16 protein-coding genes are annotated in these 19,863 nt (G+C 71.9%); 9 read left to right on the forward strand and 7 right to left on the reverse strand.

The features are described from left to right. On the reverse strand, positions 1-1,326 hold the full coding sequence (locus ACSUPV_RS37105; RefSeq protein WP_436949449.1) for an ABC transporter substrate-binding protein: 1,326 nt from the start codon (positions 1,324-1,326) through the stop codon (positions 1-3). Between the two features lie 72 nt (positions 1,327-1,398). After that, entirely contained in the window at positions 1,399-2,436 is a 1,038-nt protein-coding gene (locus ACSUPV_RS37110; RefSeq protein ID WP_382611808.1) for a LacI family DNA-binding transcriptional regulator, read from the reverse strand. Between the two features lie 105 nt (positions 2,437-2,541). On the opposite strand from ACSUPV_RS37110, the gene ACSUPV_RS37115 reads away from it, so the two are divergent. Further along, positions 2,542-4,674: an alpha-galactosidase gene (locus tag ACSUPV_RS37115; RefSeq protein WP_436949450.1), complete on the forward strand. Its 2,133-nt coding sequence runs from the start codon at positions 2,542-2,544 to the stop codon at positions 4,672-4,674. 447 nt (positions 4,675-5,121) lie between these two features. Further along, entirely contained in the window at positions 5,122-5,364 is a 243-nt protein-coding gene (locus ACSUPV_RS37120; protein ID WP_436949451.1) for a hypothetical protein, read from the forward strand. 22 nt (positions 5,365-5,386) lie between these two features. Here the strand turns inward: ACSUPV_RS37120 and ACSUPV_RS37125 are convergent, their stop codons facing one another. Both ACSUPV_RS37125 and ACSUPV_RS37130 read right to left on the reverse strand, forming a co-directional pair. Then, positions 5,387-6,367 (reverse strand): NADPH:quinone reductase, encoded by a 981-nt coding sequence (locus ACSUPV_RS37125; protein ID WP_436949452.1) that lies wholly within the window; start codon positions 6,365-6,367, stop codon positions 5,387-5,389. Between the two features lie 20 nt (positions 6,368-6,387). Next, positions 6,388-6,948: a PadR family transcriptional regulator gene (locus tag ACSUPV_RS37130; RefSeq protein ID WP_436949453.1), complete on the reverse strand. Its 561-nt coding sequence runs from the start codon at positions 6,946-6,948 to the stop codon at positions 6,388-6,390. 91 nt (positions 6,949-7,039) lie between these two features. Here ACSUPV_RS37130 and ACSUPV_RS37135 point away from each other — a divergent pair, with 91 nt between their 5' ends. The 3 genes from ACSUPV_RS37135 to ACSUPV_RS37145 all read left to right on the forward strand — a co-directional run bounded on the left by ACSUPV_RS37135 (position 7,040) and on the right by ACSUPV_RS37145 (position 9,704). Continuing rightward, positions 7,040-7,459, forward strand: a complete 420-nt coding sequence (locus tag ACSUPV_RS37135; protein ID WP_382611798.1) for an ester cyclase — start codon at positions 7,040-7,042, stop codon at positions 7,457-7,459. Next, a complete protein-coding gene (locus tag ACSUPV_RS37140; RefSeq protein WP_436949454.1) occupies positions 7,456-7,635 on the forward strand; it encodes a hypothetical protein in 180 nt (59 codons plus the stop codon). The genes ACSUPV_RS37135 and ACSUPV_RS37140 overlap by 4 nt, the downstream gene beginning before the upstream one ends. Positions 7,636-8,465: 830 nt before the next feature. After that, on the forward strand, positions 8,466-9,704 hold the full coding sequence (locus ACSUPV_RS37145; RefSeq protein WP_037762208.1) for a PP2C family protein-serine/threonine phosphatase: 1,239 nt from the start codon (positions 8,466-8,468) through the stop codon (positions 9,702-9,704). On the opposite strand, the gene ACSUPV_RS37150 is transcribed toward ACSUPV_RS37145, so the two are convergent. The 3 genes from ACSUPV_RS37150 to ACSUPV_RS37160 form a co-directional block, all read right to left on the reverse strand. Further along, positions 9,691-10,857 (reverse strand): acyltransferase family protein, encoded by a 1,167-nt coding sequence (locus tag ACSUPV_RS37150; RefSeq protein WP_436949455.1) that lies wholly within the window; start codon positions 10,855-10,857, stop codon positions 9,691-9,693. The two genes, ACSUPV_RS37145 and ACSUPV_RS37150, sit on opposite strands and share 14 nt — an antisense overlap. A gap of 218 nt (positions 10,858-11,075) precedes the next feature. After that, on the reverse strand, positions 11,076-12,713 hold the full coding sequence (locus tag ACSUPV_RS37155; RefSeq protein ID WP_436949456.1) for a cellulase family glycosylhydrolase: 1,638 nt from the start codon (positions 12,711-12,713) through the stop codon (positions 11,076-11,078). 93 nt (positions 12,714-12,806) lie between these two features. After that, the gene (locus ACSUPV_RS37160) at positions 12,807-13,907 is read right to left on the reverse strand and encodes a GDSL-type esterase/lipase family protein (RefSeq protein ID WP_436949457.1); all 1,101 of its coding nucleotides are present in this window, start codon (positions 13,905-13,907) and stop codon (positions 12,807-12,809) included. Positions 13,908-14,153: 246 nt separating this feature from the next. On the opposite strand from ACSUPV_RS37160, the gene efeU reads away from it, so the two are divergent. From efeU to ACSUPV_RS37180, 4 genes are all read left to right on the forward strand, one after another. Next, complete coding sequence (gene efeU, locus ACSUPV_RS37165) at positions 14,154-16,532, forward strand: iron uptake transporter permease EfeU (RefSeq protein ID WP_436949458.1); 2,379 nt, start codon at positions 14,154-14,156, stop codon at positions 16,530-16,532. Positions 16,533-16,627: 95 nt separating this feature from the next. Further along, positions 16,628-17,902: an iron uptake transporter deferrochelatase/peroxidase subunit gene (efeB, locus tag ACSUPV_RS37170; protein ID WP_031120660.1), complete on the forward strand. Its 1,275-nt coding sequence runs from the start codon at positions 16,628-16,630 to the stop codon at positions 17,900-17,902. Between the two features lie 222 nt (positions 17,903-18,124). Further along, positions 18,125-18,979: an ABC transporter permease gene (locus ACSUPV_RS37175; RefSeq protein ID WP_037762214.1), complete on the forward strand. Its 855-nt coding sequence runs from the start codon at positions 18,125-18,127 to the stop codon at positions 18,977-18,979. Beyond that, positions 18,976-19,863: a carbohydrate ABC transporter permease gene (locus ACSUPV_RS37180; protein ID WP_037762217.1), complete on the forward strand. Its 888-nt coding sequence runs from the start codon at positions 18,976-18,978 to the stop codon at positions 19,861-19,863. The genes ACSUPV_RS37175 and ACSUPV_RS37180 overlap by 4 nt, the downstream gene beginning before the upstream one ends.

Below are 19,863 nucleotides of genomic sequence, written 5' to 3' on the forward strand. Positions count from 1 at the left end.
TCAGAACCCGGGTGCGCCCTGGGCCTTGGCCACCTGCGCGAACTGGTCCTGGATCGCCTGCGCGACCTGCTGCGGGGTCTTCTTGCCGAAGATCATGTCGGCCAGGTACAGGTGCGTGTCGGGGGCGACGATCGCCTTGGCCTGGAAGACGCCGATGGCCTTCGGCAGGGCCGAGACCTGGGCCTTGGACGTCTCCGGCAGGCCCTCGGGGGTGGGCACGGACGGCTGCACCGACGGGATCTTCATCGTCTTGATGTAGTCCGGGTAGTCCGGCCCGAGCCAGAAGGCGAGGAACTGCCGGGCCGCGTTCTGCCGCTTCTCGTCACCGGTTTTGAAGGCGACGACCCCGTTGGTCTGGTCGGGGGAGTACAGGCCGGTGGCCGAGGAGTTGGCGACGGGGAACCAGCCGATCTTCTCGTCGATCTCGGCGGTGGAGTACTTGGCCTGCAACTGGCTCTGGAAGGAGGTGACGTTGAGGACCATCCCGGCCTCGCCCTTCCACAGCGCGTCGGCCTGCCCGGTGAACGTGCCCGTCCGGTAGTTCTTCTGGGCGAGCCCGGCGTCGAGCAGCTTCTCCTTGTACTTCTTGATGGCGCCGACGACGACCGGATCGGTCCACCTCTTCTTGTTCTGGTTCAGGTCGGCCCACCACTGCCGGTCGAGGTCGGTGAGCTGGACCTGCATCTGCCACTGCAGGGGCCACTTGTCGCCGCCGGCCTCGTAGAAGGCGGCCGCGTCGGTCTTGTCGACCACCTTGTGGCCGAGGGCGAGCAGGTCGTCGTAGGACTTCGGGAAGTCCTTCTCGGTCAGCCCGGCCTGCCTGAAGACGTCCTTGTTGTAGTAGACGCCGAGCATGGCGGGGCTGGTGACGATCGCCGCGTACCGCTTGCCGTCGATGACGCCGAGGGACTTCTCGGTGTCGCCGAGCTCGGACACCCACGGCTCGCCGTCCAGGGTGAGCAGGTTCTGCTTCGGCTGGACGAACGGCAGCGTGGAGATGGACGGCTGCCAGAACATCAGATCGGGGCGGTCGCCGGAGGCCAGCTTCGTCGGCACGTTCTGCTCGTAGAGGTCCGGGATCGCCTGGGTGTCGACCGTGGCGCCGGTGGCCTTCTCGAAGGCGTCGATGACCTGCCGCGGCGCGTTGACCGTGTTCTGCGCGGTCCACATGGTCAGCTTCACGCCGTCGAGGCGGGCGGTCGGGTCCACCGCCGTCTGCTTGGCGTCGTCCGAACCGGAGTCCCCGGCGGTCGGGTCACTGCACGCGGTGGCGGCCAGGCCGGCGGCGCATATCAGCGCCAGGGCGGGGAGAGCTCTTCTCTTCATCACGTGCCTTTCCGAAAGCAGGCGGTTCGATCAGGGAGCGGGACTCACAACTGCTGGGCTGACCAAGGGCGTTCAGCGACCGGCGGGCGGCGGGCCCGAGCTCTCCCGCACCACCAGTTCCGGGACGGACACCGGGTGCGGGGCGACCGGCGCCGACTCCTCCAGCACCCCGTGCAGCAGGCCGAACGCGGCCCGCCCGAGGCCGGTGAAGTCCAGGCGTACGGTCGTCAGGGACGGGGTGAGGAACGCGGCGTGCGGGGCGTCGTCGAAACCGGCCACGCTCACCTCGCCCGGCACCGGACGGCCAACCTCGTGCAGGGCCCGGAGCACACCGAGCGCGAGATCGTCGTTGCCGCACAGGATCGCGCTGACGGACGGGTCCCGCGCGAGCTTCAGGCCCGCGGCGTGCCCGCCCGCCGGGCCCCAACTGCCCTGCACGGGCCGGGGCTCGGGTGCGCCGGCCTCCTTCAGTGCCTGCCGCCAGCCGCTGGTGCGGGCGCTGGTGCGGCGGGTGCTGGACGGGATGGCGACGTAGTGCACGGTCTCGTGGCCGAGGGCGAGCAGATGGCGGGTCGCCTGGTAGGCGGCCTCGCGGTCGTCGGCCCAGACCCAGGGGCTCCCGCCGGCGGGCGGGCTCGCCGGGGTCTCGACCACGCCGACGACCGGCAGCCCCGCGGGCACGGCGCCCAGCGCCCGCACACCGGCCGGATCGTAGGCGATCACGATCAGTCCGCCGCCCGCGTCCGCCGCACGCTGCACCTCCGCGGCGACGGCCGCGTCCTCGGCGGACTCCAGGACCCCGATCCCCACCGCGTACGACGCGGCGCGGGCCGCCTCCTCGATGCCTTGCAAGATCGAGGCGTAGCCGTAGTGGGTGGTGTTCGCGGTGAGCACGGTCACGGCCCGGCTGCGGCCGCTGGCCAGGGCGAGGGCGGTCGCGTTGCGGCGGAAGCCCAGTTCGTCGATGGCGGCGAGCACTCGCTCCCGGGTGGACGGCCGGACGCTGGGATGGCCGTTGATCACCCGCGAGACGGTCTGGTACGAGACGCCCGCGGCGGTCGCGACGTCCCTGATGCTTGCCGGGCGCCTTGTGTGACCGGTCACATTCATGCGAGGATTGTGACCGGTCACACTTGGGTCGTCAAGAGACCGTAACGAGGGATTCACGCGGACCGCCGCTCCCGGGAACGGGGCGGGGTCAGGAGGGGGAGCACCTTGACCGGCACGGCGGATGCGGCACACAGGGACTCCGACCAGCGGCAGGACGAGTTCACTTGGGGACACGAGGCGCTCGGCGCCCGGTTCGCCGTGGCCGCCGACGGGACCCTCCGGCTGGTCCGGCTCGCCCGCCCCGGCGACGAGCGGCCCGCCGACCCGGCCGCCGCCCTCCCGCTCGTGGAACTCACCGCCCTCGGCCACGGCAGCGGCTGGTCCGGCCCCCGCTTCACCGGCACGGCCTTCGGGTCGCGGCTCGCCCACCGGACCCACAGCAGAGGCAGACGGGACGGCTGGGAGTGGCTGACCGTCGAACTCCACGACCCGGACAGCGGGTTGACGGCGTTCACCGAGCTCACGTCACCGGCCGGGCTGCCCGTCCTCCGCTCCCGCGTCCGGCTGCGCAACGACGGCCCCGAGCCCCTGGTCGTCCAGTCCGTCAGCAGTCTCCTGCTCGGCGGACTGCCCGCTGCCGATGCCCTCGACGTCCACCGGGCCCGCAACGACTGGCTCGCCGAGTGCCGTTGGTCCACCGAGCCGCTGCGCGCGTCCGTCGCCGACATCAACACCGCCGTCCACGAGCACGACAGCCGGGCCGCCCTCGTCCTCACCGGGCGCGGCAGCTGGCCCACCGACGGCCATCTGGCCATGGGCGCCCTGACGGAGCGGCAGGGCGGCCGGGCCTGGGTCTGGCAGGTGGAGTCCCCGGCCGGCTGGCGCTGGGACCTCGGCGAACGCGCCCACGGCAGCTACCTGGCGCTGAACGGACCGACGGACGCGGAACACCAGTGGCGGGTCCGGCTCGACCCCGGCGAGGAGTTCACAACCGTGCCCGGCGCCCTGGCCCTCGGCCCGGACCTCGACGCCGCGATGGGCGCCCTGACCTCCTACCGCCGGGCGATCCGCCGCCCGCACCCGGACCACACCGCCCTCCCCGTCGTCTTCAACGACTACATGAACACCCTGATGGGCGACCCGACCACGGCCAAGCTGCTGCCGCTGATCGACGCCGCCGCCGACGCCGGAGCCGAGTACTTCTGCATCGACTCGGGCTGGTACGACGACGACACCCGGGGCTGGTGGGACAGCGTCGGCACCTGGCAGCCCTCGCCGCGCCGCTTCCCCGACGGCGGCATCCAGGCGGTCCTGGACCGGATCCGGGAGCGCGGGATGGTGCCCGGGCTGTGGCTGGAGCCCGAGGTCGTCGGGGTGCGCAGCCCCGTCGCGGCCGAGCTGCCCGCCGAGGCGTTCTTCCAGCGCGACGGAGTGCGCCTCACCGAGCAGGGCCGCCACCAGCTCGACCTGCGGCACCCGGCCGCCCGCGCCCACCTCGACAAGACGGTCGACCGGATCGTCGGCGACTGGGGCGTGGGCTACCTCAAACTGGACTACAACATCGTCGTCGACCCCGGCACCCAGGCCCCCGGCGACCTCGCGCCGGGAGCGGGCCTCCTCGGCCACGCCCACGCCTACCTCGACTGGCTCTCCGGCGTCCTGGACCGCCACCCCGGGCTGGTCGTCGAGAACTGCGCCTCGGGCGGCATGCGCATGGACGGCGCCACGCTCGCCGTCGCCCAGCTCCAGTCCACCAGCGACCAGCAGGACCCGCTGCGCTACCCGCCCATCGCGGCCGCCGCGCCGACCGCGGTCCCGCCGGAACAGGGCGCCGTCTGGGCCTACCCGCAGCCCGGGTTCGACGACGACCTCATCTCGTGGACCCTCGGCGGGGCACTGCTCGGCCGCATCCACCTCTCCGGCCACCTCAACCGCATGGCGGACCACCAACTGGCACTCGTACGGGACGCGGTGGAGGTCTACAAGTCGATCCGCGGGGACCTCGCGCGGGCCCTGCCGTTCTGGCCGCTCGGCCTGCCCGGCTGGACGGACGAGTGGCTGGCTCTTGGCCTGCGGGTCCCCGGTGACGGGGTGACGTACCTGTCGGTGTGGCGGCGCGGCGGGCCGTCCGGGCTGCGCCTGCCGGTCCGGCACCTCGCGGGCGGGGCCGCCCGCGCGGACGTCCTGCACCCCTGCGCCGCCCTGGCCGACCAGGCCGTGTGGGACGGCGAGGCCCTGACGGTGAACGTGCCGGGCACACCCGGCGTGCTGCTCGTCCGGCTCACGTCGGAGGCGTAGGCCGGGTGCCTCGACCGGTTCTCCGGCCCTGGGGTGTCCGGCCTTCGGTTACGGCTCCCGGTCCTCCGGTCTCCGGTCGCGCGGTCGGCTCGACCGGCGGGCGTGCCGGGAATTCGTTCGCCGGCGCTCGGGGCCTTGGCCGGCTTCCCGCGCGTGGGCACCACCGATCCCAAGGACCTGGTCCGGCGGGTACGACGCGGTCTCCCGGCGCTACGACGAGGTGGAACGTGTCCTGCTGGTCAGCCCCGAACTCGCCGACGTCCTGAGCGCCATCGTCACCCGCATCCGCGACCCACGTATTCGGAGCCGTCCCCCGCGTCGTCGCTTACGACTACAACGAGCGCGTGTGGAACCCGCCGGTGCCGCTGCTGTTCCAGTACGACCGCAGCGGCCTGCGCACCCCGCATCGCCCAGGTCATCGCCGGACACGCCGACATCGACACCACCATGGGCTACAACGCGGTCTACCCGGTCGAAGCCATCGCAGCCCATCGCGCGTTCATCGCCCGCCGCCGCTCCCTGCGGCCCAGCGAGGAACACCGCACCCCCGCCGCAGAGGGATGGGATGCCTTCCTCAGCCACTTCGAGCGCCGCAAGCTCTCCATCGGCATCTGCGCTCGCGCGTTCGGTACCTCGTGTGCCGGAGCCCGGGACGAGCTCGCTCAGCTGGATGCCCCGCGGCCCGAGTGATCAGCCCTCGTGCCGGCACAGTTCAGTTGGGAATGGTCACCAGGACGCGACCTCGGCCGCCGGTATCGACACGGTCTTGCGCTTGAGCGATCTTCTCCAGCGGATACAGGTCGCCGATGGCGACGGTCAGCATGCCGACCGCGGCTGCGGCGGTGAGGTCGCGGGCCGCCTGCCGTTTCGCCGTTTCGGCGAAGTCGTCGCTGCCGAGCATGCGCAGCGTGACGTTGTTGAACAGCATGGGCCAAAAGGGAAGTAGGGGCCGGTCGTCCCGGGTGGCGTAGGCGGCGATCACCGCGCCGTTCGCGGCGACGGCGTTGTCCAGGTCCGCATTGTCGGACAGGGCCACCTCGATGATTCGGTGCACGCCGTCGGGAGCGTGCGCGCGGATCGCGGCGGCGGGGTCGTCCCCGTCGAGCGCCACGGCGTGGGAGACCACGGCGGGGTCGAGGCGGTTCAGGTCGCTGCCATGGCGCACGGTCCCGATCACGGTCGCGCCGCCCCACCGGGCGAGCTGCGCGGCCAGGGAGCCGACGCCGCCGAGCACTCCATGCACGAGCACGAGCTGTCCGTCGACGGGGCCGTCGCTGAACACGGTGCGGTGGGCGGTGACCCCAGGGATGCCCAGGCCTGCACCGAGTTCGTCGCTGAGGTGGTCGGGTAGCGGGACGGCCAGATCCGCAGGCACGACGGTGTACTGGGCTGCGGTGCCGAAGGGGCGGTAGGACTGGGCGCCGTACACCCATACCCGTTGTCCCACGCGGTGGGCGTCGACTCCGTCGCCCACCGCGTCGATGACTCCGGCGGCATCACTGTGCGGGATCACCCGCGGGTAGGGCATCGAGGAGCCGAGCCAGCCGCGCCGCTTCTTGGTGTCGCCGGGGTTGACGCCCGACACGGTGACGCGGACGCGGACCTCGCCGGGGCCGGCGGTGGGGTCGGGTAGTTCGCCGACGTGCAGGACATCGGCGGCAGGGCCCTGTTCGTCGTACCAGGACGCAAGCATGGATGTACCTCCAGGGCCGGTCAGCTCGCGGGTTCGTCGAGCGGGAAGGGAGTGCTCTTGGTGGGCTCGTCACCGTCCAGAACAGCGTGTAGCCAGGCGCGTTCGGCGCTGCTGATGGCACGGGCGGTGAGCAGCATGCCGCGCCGGTAGGGGTCGGCCACCTCCTCGGCCCGCAGCGGCCTGTCACCGTCGTAGAAGAAGCTCGCCGGCTCCTCCAGGAACTCAAGCCGTCTGCGCAGCACCGCGTGCTGTTCGGACACCTCGGGCAGGTGCGAGAGGAACGCCAGGATAGTGAAGAAGCGGGTGAAGTCGGTGATCTCGTGGTCGGCCGGCTTGCGCAGCCGCTTCAACAGTTCGGTGCGCCCGGCGCCGGTCAGGCTCAGTACGTACCGCGCTGGGCCCGCAGCCGGGTCGGCGCGCCGCTCCAGCAGGCCCGCCCTGGTGAGCCGGTTGATCGCCGGATACAGACTGCCGTCGCTGACCGGCCGCGTGTACCCGGTCAGCTGCGAAACCCGCCGGCGCAGCTCGTGCCCGGGCAGAGCACCCCCGGCCAGGAAGCCCAGTATCGCTAGTTCCAGCATGCCCTCAGCATCCCACAATCACATCGAAACGATGTACACATCGAATCGATGTTACCTTGAGGCGGAACACCATCGCTATGAGGAGAGGAACATGCCGCCCGAAGCCGTGAAGTCGCTGATGAACCGCTTCGTCGAGTTCATCAACACAGCCGATGAGGATCTTGGCCGCGAGGTCATCTCTCCCGACGCGGTGTTCCACGCACCGAGTCATCCGGAGCCGCTTCGAGGTCCCGAGGGCTACATGGAGGTCATCGGCATGATGCGCAGTGGATTCCCGGACGTGCAGTGGAGCCTGGAGGAGATGATCGGGGAAGGCGACACGGTGGCTGCACGGTTCACCATGCGCGGCACGCACGACGGTGAGTTCTTCGGCATCCCGGCAAGCGGCAACAAGGTCTCGGTGCAGGCCATGAACTTCTACTACCTGGCCGACGGCCGGATTGTCGGCGAACGAGGTCAACCCGACCTCCTTGGAGTCATGCAACAGATCGGTGCGGTACCGGCACCATGAAGCAGCAAGGAATATCCGGCCTCGAACTGGTCGAGCGACGAGGGGGCAAGTGCGCTCGCTGCTCGGAGCCGTGCAAGAAGTACGGCTCCAAGGCCAACCCGCTGTGCCGGAACTGCTTCGCTGCGGTCGCCGCAGAGCGGGGGCCGGGCGTGCGGCAGAAGGGCTGCAACGCCTGAGACCGTCTCGTGCTGGGCGAGCAACCCGACTGGTACACCCTTCTGCTCGGCGTATGCGACCACGTCCGCTGTCGGCCCACGAGGATCTCACTGCCGGCCTGGTGTGCCTCGGAGGTGGACTCGGTCATGCCGGTTTCGTGGACATCGGCGGCGCTGCTGTACAGCCCGTCGTAGACGGGGTGGTGCCACTCCGGGAGGCTCTCGCGGTACTTGGAGGGGGGCAGGGCCACTTCAAGCCGCCCGCCGCGGCTCGGGGAGCCGACCGGGCCGGGCTGGCATCTGCCCGTCTGACCACGGCAGACGAGGTGGCCCCGGTCTCGGGGAGAAGACGTCGGCCTGCTGACGACGGCCGGCCGCCGGCCGTCGTCGTGCCCCCTGGGCCCTCGGAGCGATGGCGGCGAACGCATCCGGGGTGTGGCCCCTCTCGCCGCCGCAGTCGCGGAGGCTGTCGACGGGATCAGCGGGAAGGACCGCCGGCCCGGGTCTGAGGACCTGGCGGAATGGAGCACACGTCCCTTCGTGTCAGCGCGTCGGACATGCGGGTGCAGGACGGCCGACGGGCCGTGAGGCGTGGCGGCGCCTGTTGCGCCGGCCCCCCGGTTGATCACCCGGGCCGGTCTCGTGATCGAGCGTGAGGAGTTCCTCCCGGAGGGCGTGGGCGGTCACGCCCTGTGCTGGGCCCACCGCCCCGACGGCCCGCGCTGACCGCGTCCGACGCGGGGAGCGGCCCCGGCGTCCGGCCGGAGCGGTCGACGACGGGCCCGGACGGCGGATCGCTCGTAGATTGGTAGGGGCGGGCAGCCGCGCTCGCGGACCGAAGAGAGCGCGCCATGGCAGCGGACATCGACTTCACGGCCTTCTTCGACGCCACCCCGAGCCCGTACCTGGTGCTGGACCCGGACCTGGTGATCCGCTACGCCAACCAGGCCTACCTGGAGGCCACGAACCGGACCAGGCCGGAACTGATCGGGAAGTACTTCTTCGACGCCCTGCCCGCGAACCCCGGCATCGCCGCCGACGCGGAACGCAACCTCAAGGCGTCCCTGCGCCGGGTACTGGACACCGGGGCCCCGGACACCCTGGTCCTGCAGCGGTACGACATCGCCGCCCCCGGCCTGCCTAGCGGGTTCGAGGAGCGGTGGTGGTCCAACATCCACACCCCGATCCCGGCCCCGGACGGCACGGTGGCCTGGATCGTCCAGCGCTCCGAGGACGTCACCGCCTTCATCCGGTCGGGCCGGGCCCGCCGGCTCACGGAGGAGTTCACCGAACGGGAGAAGGGCATGGCGGCCGAGCTCTACGTGCGCGCCCGCGAGCTGCACCGGCTGAACCAGGAACTGCGCGAGGCCCACGACCGCGAACGCCAGGTCGCGGTCGCCCTGCAGGAAGCCATGCTCCAGGACCGCGACCTGACCCGGCACGACGACAACATCGCCGTGCGCTACCTGCCCGCGACGCGCTCGCTCAACGTGTGCGGCGACTGGTACGACGTCGTCGACCTGCCACCCGACCGCTACGCCGCGGCGGTCGGCGACGTCGTCGGCCACGGCCTGCAGGCCGCGGCCGTGATGGGCATGCTCCGCAGTGCCCTGAGCGCGGCCATCCGGGCCATCCCCAGCCCCGCCCAGGCCCTGGAGGTCCTCGGCCTCTACGCCCGGTCCGTCGACGGTGCGATGGCGGCGACCGCGGTCAAGGTGCTCATCGACACCCGCAGCCGGCTGATCATCTACAGCAACGCCGGCCACCTGCCCCCGGTCCTGCTCCACGCCGACGGGTCCTGCGAGCTGCTGGACCAGGCCACCGACCCGCCGCTCGGCGCCCGCCCGTACCACGTCCCCCGACCCCAGGCCGGCCTGCCCTACACGCCCGGCGACATCCTCGTGCTCTACACCGACGGACTCGTCGAGCGCCGCGACGAGGACATCGACGTCGGCCTGGAACGCCTGACCGCGGCCCTCTCCCAGCACGGCGGCCTCGCCCCGGACCCCCTGGCCGACGCCGTGCTGGAGCGGCTGGGTGTCACCAGCGGAGCGCCGGACGACATCGCCCTGATCGTCATCCGGCTGTGACGCCGGGGGACCTCCGGCCGGCACTCCGCTCCCGGGCCTGCTCCCGGGCCCGCTCGCGCGCGTCCCGGCGGAACGCCCACGCCGCCTCGGGCTCCACCACCCAGCGCAGCGGCCGCCGCACCGGCGGGGTGCACAGTGCCGTCACGAGCACGGCGGCGACGACCGTCACGACGATGACGCCCACCGGCCGGTGCACCCACGCCGGGTCGTACCAGCCCCCGTACTTGGACCCCTGGGCGACGAAACCGTGCAGCAGGTAGCCGTACAGCGTGCCCGCGCCCAGCACGGTGAACCAGGCCCGGCGCCCCGGCACCCAGGCCAGGAAGCAGGCCACCAGGACCAGCGAGCAGCCGAAGGTCACCAGTGTCATGACGGGCCCGTACCAGGACGGCGCGGCGAGTTCCTCGGCGCTGTCGCGGTGGTAGAACCAGGCGCCGGTCATCCGCGGCACCGCCCAGTAGGCCACGGCGACCGCGCAGGCGAACACCGGCACGGCGAGGACCCGCACCGCGCGGCGGCGCACCAGCTGGAAGTGCTCCGGCCTCAGCAGCAGGCCGAGCACGAAGTACGGCAGGAACTGCAGCGTGCGCTGCAGGTCGAGGTCGTTGCCGATGGACGGGGAGAGCGTCGCCAGCATCGCGATGACGAGGGCGAGCGGCAGCGGCCACCGCACCTGCCGCCACACCGGCGTGGTCAGGCGCCAGATGAACAGTGCGGCCAGGAACCAGGTCAGGTACAGCGGGTCCAGCAGGCTGACCGGGCGGTCGGGCTCCTGGTCCGTCCACCGGGTGAACAGGGTGTACGCCGTCTCGAACACGACGTACGGAACGGCGAGCCCGGTGACCAGACGCCTGATCCGCCCCGGGCCGGCGTCGAAGGAGCGTGAGAAGTAGCCGGAGACGATGATGAACGCCGGCATGTGGAAGGCGTACACGACCATGTAGAGCGCGCTGACCGCGCGGCTGCCGTCCCGCAACGGCTCCCAGGCGTGCCCGACGGCCACCAGCACGATCGCCAGGTACTTGGCGTTGTCGAAGAAGGCGTCCCGCTGCCCGGACGGCTCCCTCGCGGGCTGCTCCGTCCGTTCCGCCGCGGAGGCGGAGCCGGAAGCGGAAGCGGTGGCGGGGCGCATGCGCAGGGTGTCCTCGCTCATCGGGCCCCCTGAGCGGTGTGCGGGGAACCCGGGCGGGTGGACACGCGTCTTGCCGGAGATACGGCTGCGGGGTGCCGGTGCGACATCCCCGCCGCCTGACCACTGCGGGGCGGTGTAAACCGCTCACCGGGGTGGGTGTAGCGCGGATCACACGGATGGCGGGGGTGCCGCCGGGTGGGGAGCGGGCAGGGCCCGGCGGCACCGTCGCAGGTGCGGTGTCAGCTCACGGAGCAGTCGGCGCCGTTCAGGGTGAAGGCCGTCGGGCTGGGGTTCGCGGTCGCCCGGGTGGCCGTGAAGCCGAGGGTGACCGAGCCCCCCGCGGGGATCGTCGCCGTGTACGAGGCGGCCGCGACGCTCACCTCGGAGCCGCTCTGCGTGGCCATGCCGCCCCAGAGGTTGGTGATGCGCTGGCTGTCGGGGAAGGTCCAGCGCAGCGTCCAGCCGTTGATCGCCGACGTGCCGGTGTTGCGCAGGGTGATCTCGCCCTGGAAACCACCGGGCCAACTGCTCGTCACCCGATAACCGACGCCGCAGGCCGACGGGGAGCCGCCGGGCGAGGTCGTGACCGTCACCGTGCCCGAGCGGGGCGAGCGGTTGCCGGCGGCGTCGCGGGCGTAGACGGCGAAGGTGTGCGCGGTGGCGGGGGACAGGCCGGTGACGGTCGCCGTGGTCGTCGCCGTGGTGGTGGCGGCCGTCTCCGTGCCGCCGCTGATCCGGACGACGTCGTAGCCGGTGACGCCCGTCGCGTCGGTGGCGGCCGCCCAGGTCAGGGTGACGGACGAGGACGTCACGCCGGAGGCCCTCGGGGTGCCGGGGGCCGTCGGGGGAGTGGTGTCGCCTCCGCCGGAGGAGTAGATCGCGGCCTCCTTGGCGGTGGCGGCGATGCCGTTCGCGCCGTTGAAGAGCCGCTGACCCCAGGGCGTGAGCTGGTTCGGGTCGAAGTTCGTGACCATGTCCAGGTACTCGACCCCGCCGCCGTTGCCGCTCCACGACCAGCCGAGATAGCCGAGGCGGAGCTGCTGGGCGACGGCCAGGATGGTGTCCTCGTCCGGGTTGCCGTCCGAGTGGTCGTGCCCGAACTCGCCCACGACGATGGGGAGTTTCGCGGTGACGAAGCGGTTCAGGTAGTCGGTGATCTCGGCGGCGGTGTCGAAGACGCCGTACATGTGGATCGAGAACACGGTGTTCGCGTCCGGGTCGGCGGCGAAGACCGAGGCGGCGTTGTCACGCATGGTGAAAGCCCAGTCCTGACCCCAGTTGGGCGCGTCGACCATGATCGTGTGGTCGAAGCCGGCGCCCCGCAGCTTCTGGATCGCCGCCTTGGTGTCGGCCGTCCACGCCGCGTAGTTGGTGTTGCCGTAGGGCTCGTTGCCGATGTTGACGATGACGTAGTCCTCCTGACCGGTCAGCGCGCTCCGCACGCTGATCCAGTAGTCGGCGGCCCGGGAGAGCGTGACGGCTCCGCTCTGCTCTCCGTATCCGGTGGTGTCGTGCACCTCCAGCACGCAGATCAGCCGGTTCTGCTTGCACTGGGAGACCACGTTCGCCACGTCGGCGGTGTCGTTGCGGGTCCAGCGGTCACCGCTGGAGAGGACCACGCGGACCGTGTTGGCGCCCTTGGCCTTGATGTGGGCGAGGGAGCTGATCCGGTCCGCGTACCAGGTGTGCGCGTGGTTGACGCCGCGCATCACGAAGTCGTTCCCGGAGGCCTCCAGCAACCGGCCGTTCTCGACGCGGAAGCCGGTGCGGGCCGCCTGCGCCGGGGTGCCGAGGGAGAGGAAGGAGAGGAGCAGGGCGAGGAGCGAGACGGCGACGGCGGCCGTTCGCCGGGCGGAGGGTGCGGTCTGGCGTCTCATGGCGGCTCCGGGTGTGGGGTCGGTGGGGCCTGAGTTGTGATGGCCGGCCGGGTTGTTTGCCGGCTTGCCGGGTGCGATCGGTCCGGGCCGGTGTCAGGCGGCCGGGGTCTTCGCCGTGCACGTGACGGTCGCCGCCGGGGTCCCGGCCGTTGCCGGGGCGGTGGCGACGAAACCGAACGTGGCGCTCGCGCCGGGGGCCAGCGCTCCGTTCCACGCCGCGTTCGTGACGGTGGCCGTGCCGTCGGCGGCCGTCGTGAGGCTGCCGTTCCAGGCCTGGCCGAGGCGCGCGCCGCCCGCCGGTACGACGGTCACCGTCCAGCCCGAGACGGCGGTGGCGGACGTGTTCGTCACCGTCACCTCGCCCTGGTAACCGCCCTGCCAGGAGGAGACGGCCCGGAACCGCGCGGTGCAGGCGGCGGGGTTCTCGCCGGGGCCGCCCGGGTCCTGCGGGACGCCCGCGTCGAGGACGGCCGCCAGGGCCGGGAACCAGCGGGCGGCGATCTTCGCGTCGCCCGAGGCGTTGGGGTGCACGCCGTCGTAGGTGTCGGTGGCCGTGCTGAAGCCCGTCCACTGGTCGACGACGGTGACGGGGGAGCGGTCGGTGGCCGTCGCCCGGGCCCAGTCGGGAATCCGCGCGTTGAAGTCGACGACCCGCTGCGCGCAGGCCGCGCAACTGCTCGGGTTCATCGGGATGAGCTGGGCGACGAGGATCCGCATGTCCGGGTTGGACGCCCTCATCTGCGCGACGAGCTTGGTGTAGGCGGTGAGAATGCGGTCGGGGGCGATGCTGCTCCACACGTCGTTCGTGCCGAAGTGCATGACAACGATGTCCGAGCGGGTGGCCGCCAGCCGGCCGGGCAGCAGGTTCTGGTCGGCGACGTTGGTCACCAGCTCGCCGCCGTGCCCCTCGTTGTCACCGTCGTGCGCCTGTCCGCAGCCCTGCGGCGGGAGCGTGCCGACGAAGTCGAGGTTCTTGTAACCGCTGTCGACGAGCCGGTTCCACAACACCGCCCGCCAGCAGCCCGGCGAGCCGGTGATCGAGTCGCCGAGCGGCATGACCCGGACGGGGTCCGCGGCGGGGGCGGCCGTGGCGTGCGGGGCGAGCGTCAGGCCGAGGGGGAGGAGCAGGGCGGCCAGGAGGCCGAGGAGCGGGACGAGCCGTAAGCGCGAGGACGAGCGGCGGGTTCTGTGCATGGTGGTCCCTTCCCTGGGTGAGGTGGGAGCGCTCCCATCACATCAAGCCATTGTTGTCATTGACGCGTCAAGAGGGATGGGGGTGGAACCGATGTCAGGCGGCGTCGCGGACTTTTGCCGGGCCATGAGGCATTCATGACCGGATGCCCAGAGTTCCGAGGTCATGATGGTCCGCGTCAGTAAGGCATGCCTTGGCTAAGTCATCTGAGGGTGGGTCGGGGCTCGGGGCCTGGAGGGTCGCGGTTCATGTGGGACGACGCGTTTCCGAGTTTCCTGATCGGGCTCCGGGAAGGACTGGAAGCCGGCCTCGTCGTCTCGGTGCTGGTCGCCACCCTCGTGCGGGCGGGCGCCAAGTCCCGGCTGCCGCAGGTGTGGACCGGGGTGCTGGCCGCGATCGCGTTCTCCCTGAGCTTCGGCGCGGTCCTCACCTTCACCGCCGCGTCCCTCTCCACCACCGCCCAGGAGGCCTTCGGCGGCACGCTGAGCGTCGTGGCCGTCGCCTTCGTCACCGCGATGGTGTTCTGGATGCGCCGCTCGGCGCGCAACCTCGCCGGCGAGATCAAGGAGAAGGTCACCGAGGCGCTGGCCATGGGCGCGGGTGTCCTGGTGCTCACCTCCTTCCTGGCGGTGGGGCGCGAAGGCCTGGAAACCGCGCTGTTCCTGTGGACCACGGCCCGTGCGGCGAACGAGTCGGCCGGGCCGATGACCGGCGCGGGCGTCGGCCTCGTCCTGGCGGGCGGCCTGTGCTGGGCGTTGTACCGGCGGGTGCTGCGCATCAACCTCACCCGCTTCTTCACCGTCACCGGCGCCGTGCTCGTCGTCATCGCCGCCGGCGTGCTCGGCTACGGGCTCCGTGACCTCCAGGAGGGTGGCGTCCTGCCCGGCGGGACGGCCTACGCCTTCGACCTGAGCGGCAGTGTGGACGCGGGGTCCTGGTACAGCACCCTGCTCCAGGGCGTGCTCAACCTGACGCCGACGATGACGTGGCTTCAGGTGGCCGGGTACGGCGGGTATCTCGCCGTGGTGATGACGCTGTTCGTGCGGGGAGTGGCGGGGGTGCGGGCGGCCCGCGGCGCGGGGGAAGCGGCGGGTGCGGGGGATGTGCCCGGAGGGCGGGCGGGGGTCGCGACACCGGCTGGGGCCGATGGCGGGGCGCGGGCCGGGGCCGGGTCCGTCGCGCTGGGGCCTGCCGGGTCCGCCGCGCCAGGCCCTGCCGAGGGCGCCGCGCCGGCTGCTGCCGAGGCCGCCCGGCTCCGGTCTCGGGGCGCTGTTCCTCGGACCGACGCCCGGGCGGCGCCGGTTCGGCCGCAGGCTGTCGCGTCCGTGGGGAGCGGAGGTGGCGAGCCGCTCGCGGCCCGGGGCGCCGAGTCGGGGGAGAGCGAGGCCGCCGAGTCGCCCGAGTCACGGTCCGCTGTGTCGGCGGGAGACGGAGTCGGCGAGCCGCTCCCGCGCCGAACCCCCGCCCGCCGTCGCCCCGCCTGGCTCCTGCCCGTCGCCGTCGTCGTCGTGCCCGCCGTGCTGGCCGGGGCCGTCGTCGCCCTGGCGCGGCCGAAGCCCGGTGGCGGCGAGACCGTCGCCGTCTCCGAGAGCGACTGCGGTCAGGGGTTCACCGCTCCCCGGCCGGGGCGGCAGACCTTCCGGATGCACAACACGGGGGCCGAAACGGCCGAGGTGTACCTCATCGACCCCGCCACCCACGCGGTCTACGGCGAGGTCGAGGGCCTCGCCCCGGGCACCACCCGGGAGCTCGTCGCCACCGTGGCGGGCGGCAGCTACGCCTGGCGCTGCGTGCCCACGGACGGCCACGCCGTCACCTCCAAGGCGGTGCGGGTCGGCGGTGCCGCCGGCGACACGGCCGTCGTCCCCGTCTCCGAGCGGGACCTCGCCGCGCCGCTCACGGCCTACCGGGCCTACGTGGACCGGGGGTTGGCCACCCTCGTGCGGCAGACGCGCAGGCTCGACGACGACATCCGCTCCGGCCACCTGGACTCCGCCCGCACCGACTGGCTCACCGCCCACCGCACCTACGCCTCCCTGGGCGCCGCCTACGGCACCTTCGAGGAGTTCGACCAGAGGATCGACGGCCGGCCCGACGGCCTGCCGGGCGGGGTGCGCGACAAGGACTTCACCGGTTTCCACCGGGTCGAGTACGGGCTGTGGCACGGCCGGTCGGCGGCCTGGCTCAAGGGCCCGGCCCAGCAGCTCGCCGACAGCGCCGAGGGGCTCCGGAAGGCCTTCCCGCACCAGGACTTCGACCCCTCCGACCTGCCCCTGCGCGCCCACGAGATCCTGGAGAACACCCTCCAGTTCGAGCTGACCGGCGACACCGACCAGGGCAGCGGTACCGGACTGGCGACCGCCGACGCCAACCTCGCCGGCACGCGTGAACTGCTCACCGTCCTCAGGCCGTTGCTCACCACCCGCGCCCCGCACCTGCTCCCCACCGCCGACGCGGACATCGCGCGCCTGCAGGCCCTGCTCGACGCCGAGCACCGCGCGGGCCGCTGGACCCCCGTCGCACGGCTCGACCGGACCGCGAAGGCCCGGATCGACGGGGCCACCGGTCAGCTCCTCGAAGACCTCTCCCCGGTACCGGACCTGCTCGAGATCAGGAAGTCCGCGTGAGCACCGACCGCCGTCCTCACCGCCCCGCACACCCCGCACACCACGAACATCCCGAACACTGCCAACGCCCTGAACACCCCGAAGGGAACGTCCCCATGCCGTCCGCCGACACGCCTCCGCCGGGCTGCCCCGCCCACACCGGCCGCCGTTCCTTCGTGAGGACGGCCCTCGGCGCCGGGGCCGCCGGGGCCGTGCTGGCCGGGGGCGGGTTCGCGCTCGCCGGGAGCGGCGGCGGTACGGCCCGGGCCGCCGACGGGGCGGACGCCGGTCCCGTGGCCTTCCACGGGTCCCACCAGGCGGGGATCCTCACCCCTCCACAGGCGGCCGCAGCCTTCGTCTCCTTCGACGTCATCTCCGACGACCGCGAGGAACTCGCCGAGCTGCTGCGGACGGTGACGCAACGGGCCCGTTTCCTCACCTCCGGCGGCACCCCCGTCGACCTCGGCGTCGGCTCCCCGCCGTCGGACAACGGCATCCTCGGCCCGGTCGTCCCCGCCGACGCGCTCACGGTCACGGTCGGCGTCGGCGCCTCCCTGTTCGACGACCGCTACGGACTCGCCAAGGCCAGACCCCGCCGGCTCACGCCCATGCGGACCTTCCCCAACGACAACCTGAACCCCGCCGAGTGCCACGGCGACCTGTCGCTGCAGATCTGCGCGGCCCGGCAGGACACCGTCCTGCACGCGCTGCGCGACATCGCCAAGCACACCCGCGGCGCGATGCAGATCCGGTGGCGGGTCGACGGCTTCCAGAACGCGCCCCGGCCCAGCGGAACCCAGCGCAACCTGCTGGGCTTCAAGGACGGCATAGCCAATCCGGACGTCGCCTCGGCCCGGGAGATGGACCACCTCGTGTGGGTCGGCGAGGGGCAGGGCGAACCCGGCTGGGCGACCGGCGGAAGCTACCAGGTCGTCCGGATCATCCGGATGCTCGTCGAGTTCTGGGACCGGGTCTCGCTGAACGAGCAGGAGCTGATGTTCGGCCGGCGCAAGGACACCGGCGCCCCGCTGGACGGCGCCCAGGAGACCGACACCCCCGACTACGCCAAGGACCCGCACGGCACCGCCATCCCGCTCGACGCGCACATCCGCCTCGCCAACCCGCGCACCGCGGCGACCGACGACTCCCGCATCCTGCGCCGCGGCTACAACTACGACCGGGGCGTCGACAACGTCGGCAACCTCGACATGGGCCTGGTCTTCTGCTGCTACCAGCAGGACGTACGGCGCCAGTTCGAAGCGACCCAGACCCGGCTGATCGACGAACCCCTCGTCGACTACATCTCCCCGACCGGCGGCGGCTACTTCTTCGCCCTGCCCGGCGTCCGGGACTCCTCCGACTGGCTGGGCAGAGGGCTGTTCTCGGCCTGACCCCACGTCACCCGCGGCGAATCCCCGTGTGTGTCAGAAGTGTTGACCACACAGTGAAAGCGTTTTAACTTCCCCTCACCGGACACGCCGAGGTGAGGGGGAGCCGTGGCAACTGCCTTACGGAAACCAGCAGGTGTGAAGGGGGTGGACCCGGATCGCCGTCGCCCCGCACGGACGAAGCGCTCGCGTAAAGGTTTTCAGAGCCGGACCCTGTTCCTGCTCATGGTGCCCGGACTCGCCTACTTCCTGCTCTTCCACTACGGCGCCCTCGTCGGCAACGTCATCGCGTTCAAGGAGTACGTGCCGTTCGACGGCCTGTGGGGCAGCCCCTGGGTGGGGCTCGGCAACTTCCAGCGCATGGTCGAGGACGGCGCCTTCTGGGACGCGGTCCTCAACACCCTCTGGATCGCGGTCCTCCAGCTGGTCTTCTACTTCCCGGTGCCGCTGGGCCTCGCCCTGCTGCTGCACACGCTCACCTGGTCCTCGGTGCGCCGGTTCGTGCAGTCGGTGGCGTATCTCCCGCACTTCATCTCGTGGGTGATCGTCGTCGCGCTCTTCCAGCAGGTGCTCGGGGACACCGGCCTGCTCAACAGCGGTCTGAGCGGGGCCGGTCTGCACACCGTCGACATCATCGGCAACCCCGACGCCTTCGAGCCGCTCGTCGTCGCCCAGGTCATCTGGAAGGACGCCGGCTGGGGCACGATCATCTTCCTCGCCGCGCTCGCCCAGGTCGACGAGCAGCAGTACGAGGCGGCCGCCATCGACGGCGCCGGACCCTGGCGCCGCTTCTGGCACGTCACCCTGCCCGCCATCCGCCCGGTGATCGTGCTGCTGCTCATCATGCGGCTCGGCGACATCCTCTCCGTCGGCTTCGAGCAGATGCTGCTGCAACGCGACGCGGTCGGACCCCAGGCCGCCGAGGTCATCGACACCTTCGTCTACCACCAGGGCATCGTCGGCGGCGACTACGGCTTCGCCGCCGCGGCGGGCCTGTTCAAGGGGCTCGTCGGTGCCCTCCTCGTCTACGCGGCCAACAAGGTCGCCCACCGCCTCGGCGAACAGGGGGTCTACCGGTGAGCGCGTCCGCCCGTCCCGGCTGGATGGAGCGGCCCCGGCCGCTCACCCAGGCCGCGAAGGCCCTCGCCCTGGCCGCCGTCGTGCTGCTGGTGTGCGTGCCGTTCCTGGTGATCGTGTCGACGTCCCTGGCGTCCACCCAGGAGGTCGTGGACAACGGCGGCTGGGTGCTGTGGCCCGGCGAGCCCACCCTCGACGCCTACCGCGACATCTTCGACGGCGGCATCGTCACCCACGCCCTCGGCGTGAGCGCCGGGGTGACGATCGTGGGCACCCTGCTGAGCCTCGCCTGCACCGTGACCCTGGCCTACGCGCTGTCCCGCCCCGGCGTCTTCGGCGGCAGGCCCGTGCTCCTGCTGGTGCTGTTCACGTTCCTCTTCCCGCCCGGCATGATCCCGAGCTTCCTGCTCGTCAAGGAACTCGGCCTGCTCGACTCCTACGCCTCGCTCGTCCTGCCCGTCCTGGTCAACGTCTTCAACCTCGTCGTCCTGCGCGGCTTCTTCCAGTCGATCCCCGAGGAGCTGTACGAGGCGGCCCGGCTGGACGGCGCGGGGGACTGGCGGGTGCTGGTGTCGGTGGTGCTGCCGCTGTCCAAGGCGGCGCTCGCCGTCGTCGGCCTGTTCTACGCCGTCGCCTACTGGAACTCCTGGTTCTACGCCTCGCTGTATCTGGAGAGCGACCACTGGCCGCTCCAGCAGGTGCTGCGCACCTATGTGGTGGCGGGCGCCGGACTCACCGACGCGACCACCGGCGAAGCGACCGTCACCGCTCCGCAGACCGTGCAGATGGCGGTGCTCGTGATCGCAACCGTGCCGATCCTGCTCGTCTACCCCTTCCTGCAGAGGTACTTCACCAAGGGCGTGCTCACCGGCGCCATCAAGAGCTGA

Origin of the sequence: Streptomyces sp. SudanB52_2052 (assembly GCF_964272415.1) — a bacterium.
In the GTDB taxonomy this organism is placed as follows: domain Bacteria; phylum Actinomycetota; class Actinomycetes; order Streptomycetales; family Streptomycetaceae; genus Streptomyces; species Streptomyces olindensis.

Bases quoted from the DNA above. Each gene is read 5' to 3' on its own strand.
- ACSUPV_RS37105 (WP_436949449.1), bottom strand. From the start codon at position 1,326: ATGAAGAGAAGAGCTCTCCCCGCCCTGGCGCTGATATGCGCCGCCGGC.
- ACSUPV_RS37110 (WP_382611808.1), bottom strand. From the start codon at position 2,436: ATGAATGTGACCGGTCACACAAGGCGCCCGGCAAGCATCAGGGACGTC.
- ACSUPV_RS37120 (WP_436949451.1), top strand. From the start codon at position 5,122: ATGGGCTACAACGCGGTCTACCCGGTCGAAGCCATCGCAGCCCATCGC.
- ACSUPV_RS37125 (WP_436949452.1), bottom strand. From the start codon at position 6,367: ATGCTTGCGTCCTGGTACGACGAACAGGGCCCTGCCGCCGATGTCCTG.
- ACSUPV_RS37130 (WP_436949453.1), bottom strand. From the start codon at position 6,948: ATGCTGGAACTAGCGATACTGGGCTTCCTGGCCGGGGGTGCTCTGCCC.
- ACSUPV_RS37135 (WP_382611798.1), top strand. From the start codon at position 7,040: ATGCCGCCCGAAGCCGTGAAGTCGCTGATGAACCGCTTCGTCGAGTTC.
- ACSUPV_RS37140 (WP_436949454.1), top strand. From the start codon at position 7,456: ATGAAGCAGCAAGGAATATCCGGCCTCGAACTGGTCGAGCGACGAGGG.
- ACSUPV_RS37145 (WP_037762208.1), top strand. From the start codon at position 8,466: ATGGCAGCGGACATCGACTTCACGGCCTTCTTCGACGCCACCCCGAGC.
- ACSUPV_RS37150 (WP_436949455.1), bottom strand. From the start codon at position 10,857: ATGAGCGAGGACACCCTGCGCATGCGCCCCGCCACCGCTTCCGCTTCC.
- ACSUPV_RS37155 (WP_436949456.1), bottom strand. From the start codon at position 12,713: ATGAGACGCCAGACCGCACCCTCCGCCCGGCGAACGGCCGCCGTCGCC.
- ACSUPV_RS37160 (WP_436949457.1), bottom strand. From the start codon at position 13,907: ATGCACAGAACCCGCCGCTCGTCCTCGCGCTTACGGCTCGTCCCGCTC.
- efeU (WP_436949458.1), top strand. From the start codon at position 14,154: ATGTGGGACGACGCGTTTCCGAGTTTCCTGATCGGGCTCCGGGAAGGA.
- efeB (WP_031120660.1), top strand. From the start codon at position 16,628: ATGCCGTCCGCCGACACGCCTCCGCCGGGCTGCCCCGCCCACACCGGC.
- ACSUPV_RS37175 (WP_037762214.1), top strand. From the start codon at position 18,125: ATGGTGCCCGGACTCGCCTACTTCCTGCTCTTCCACTACGGCGCCCTC.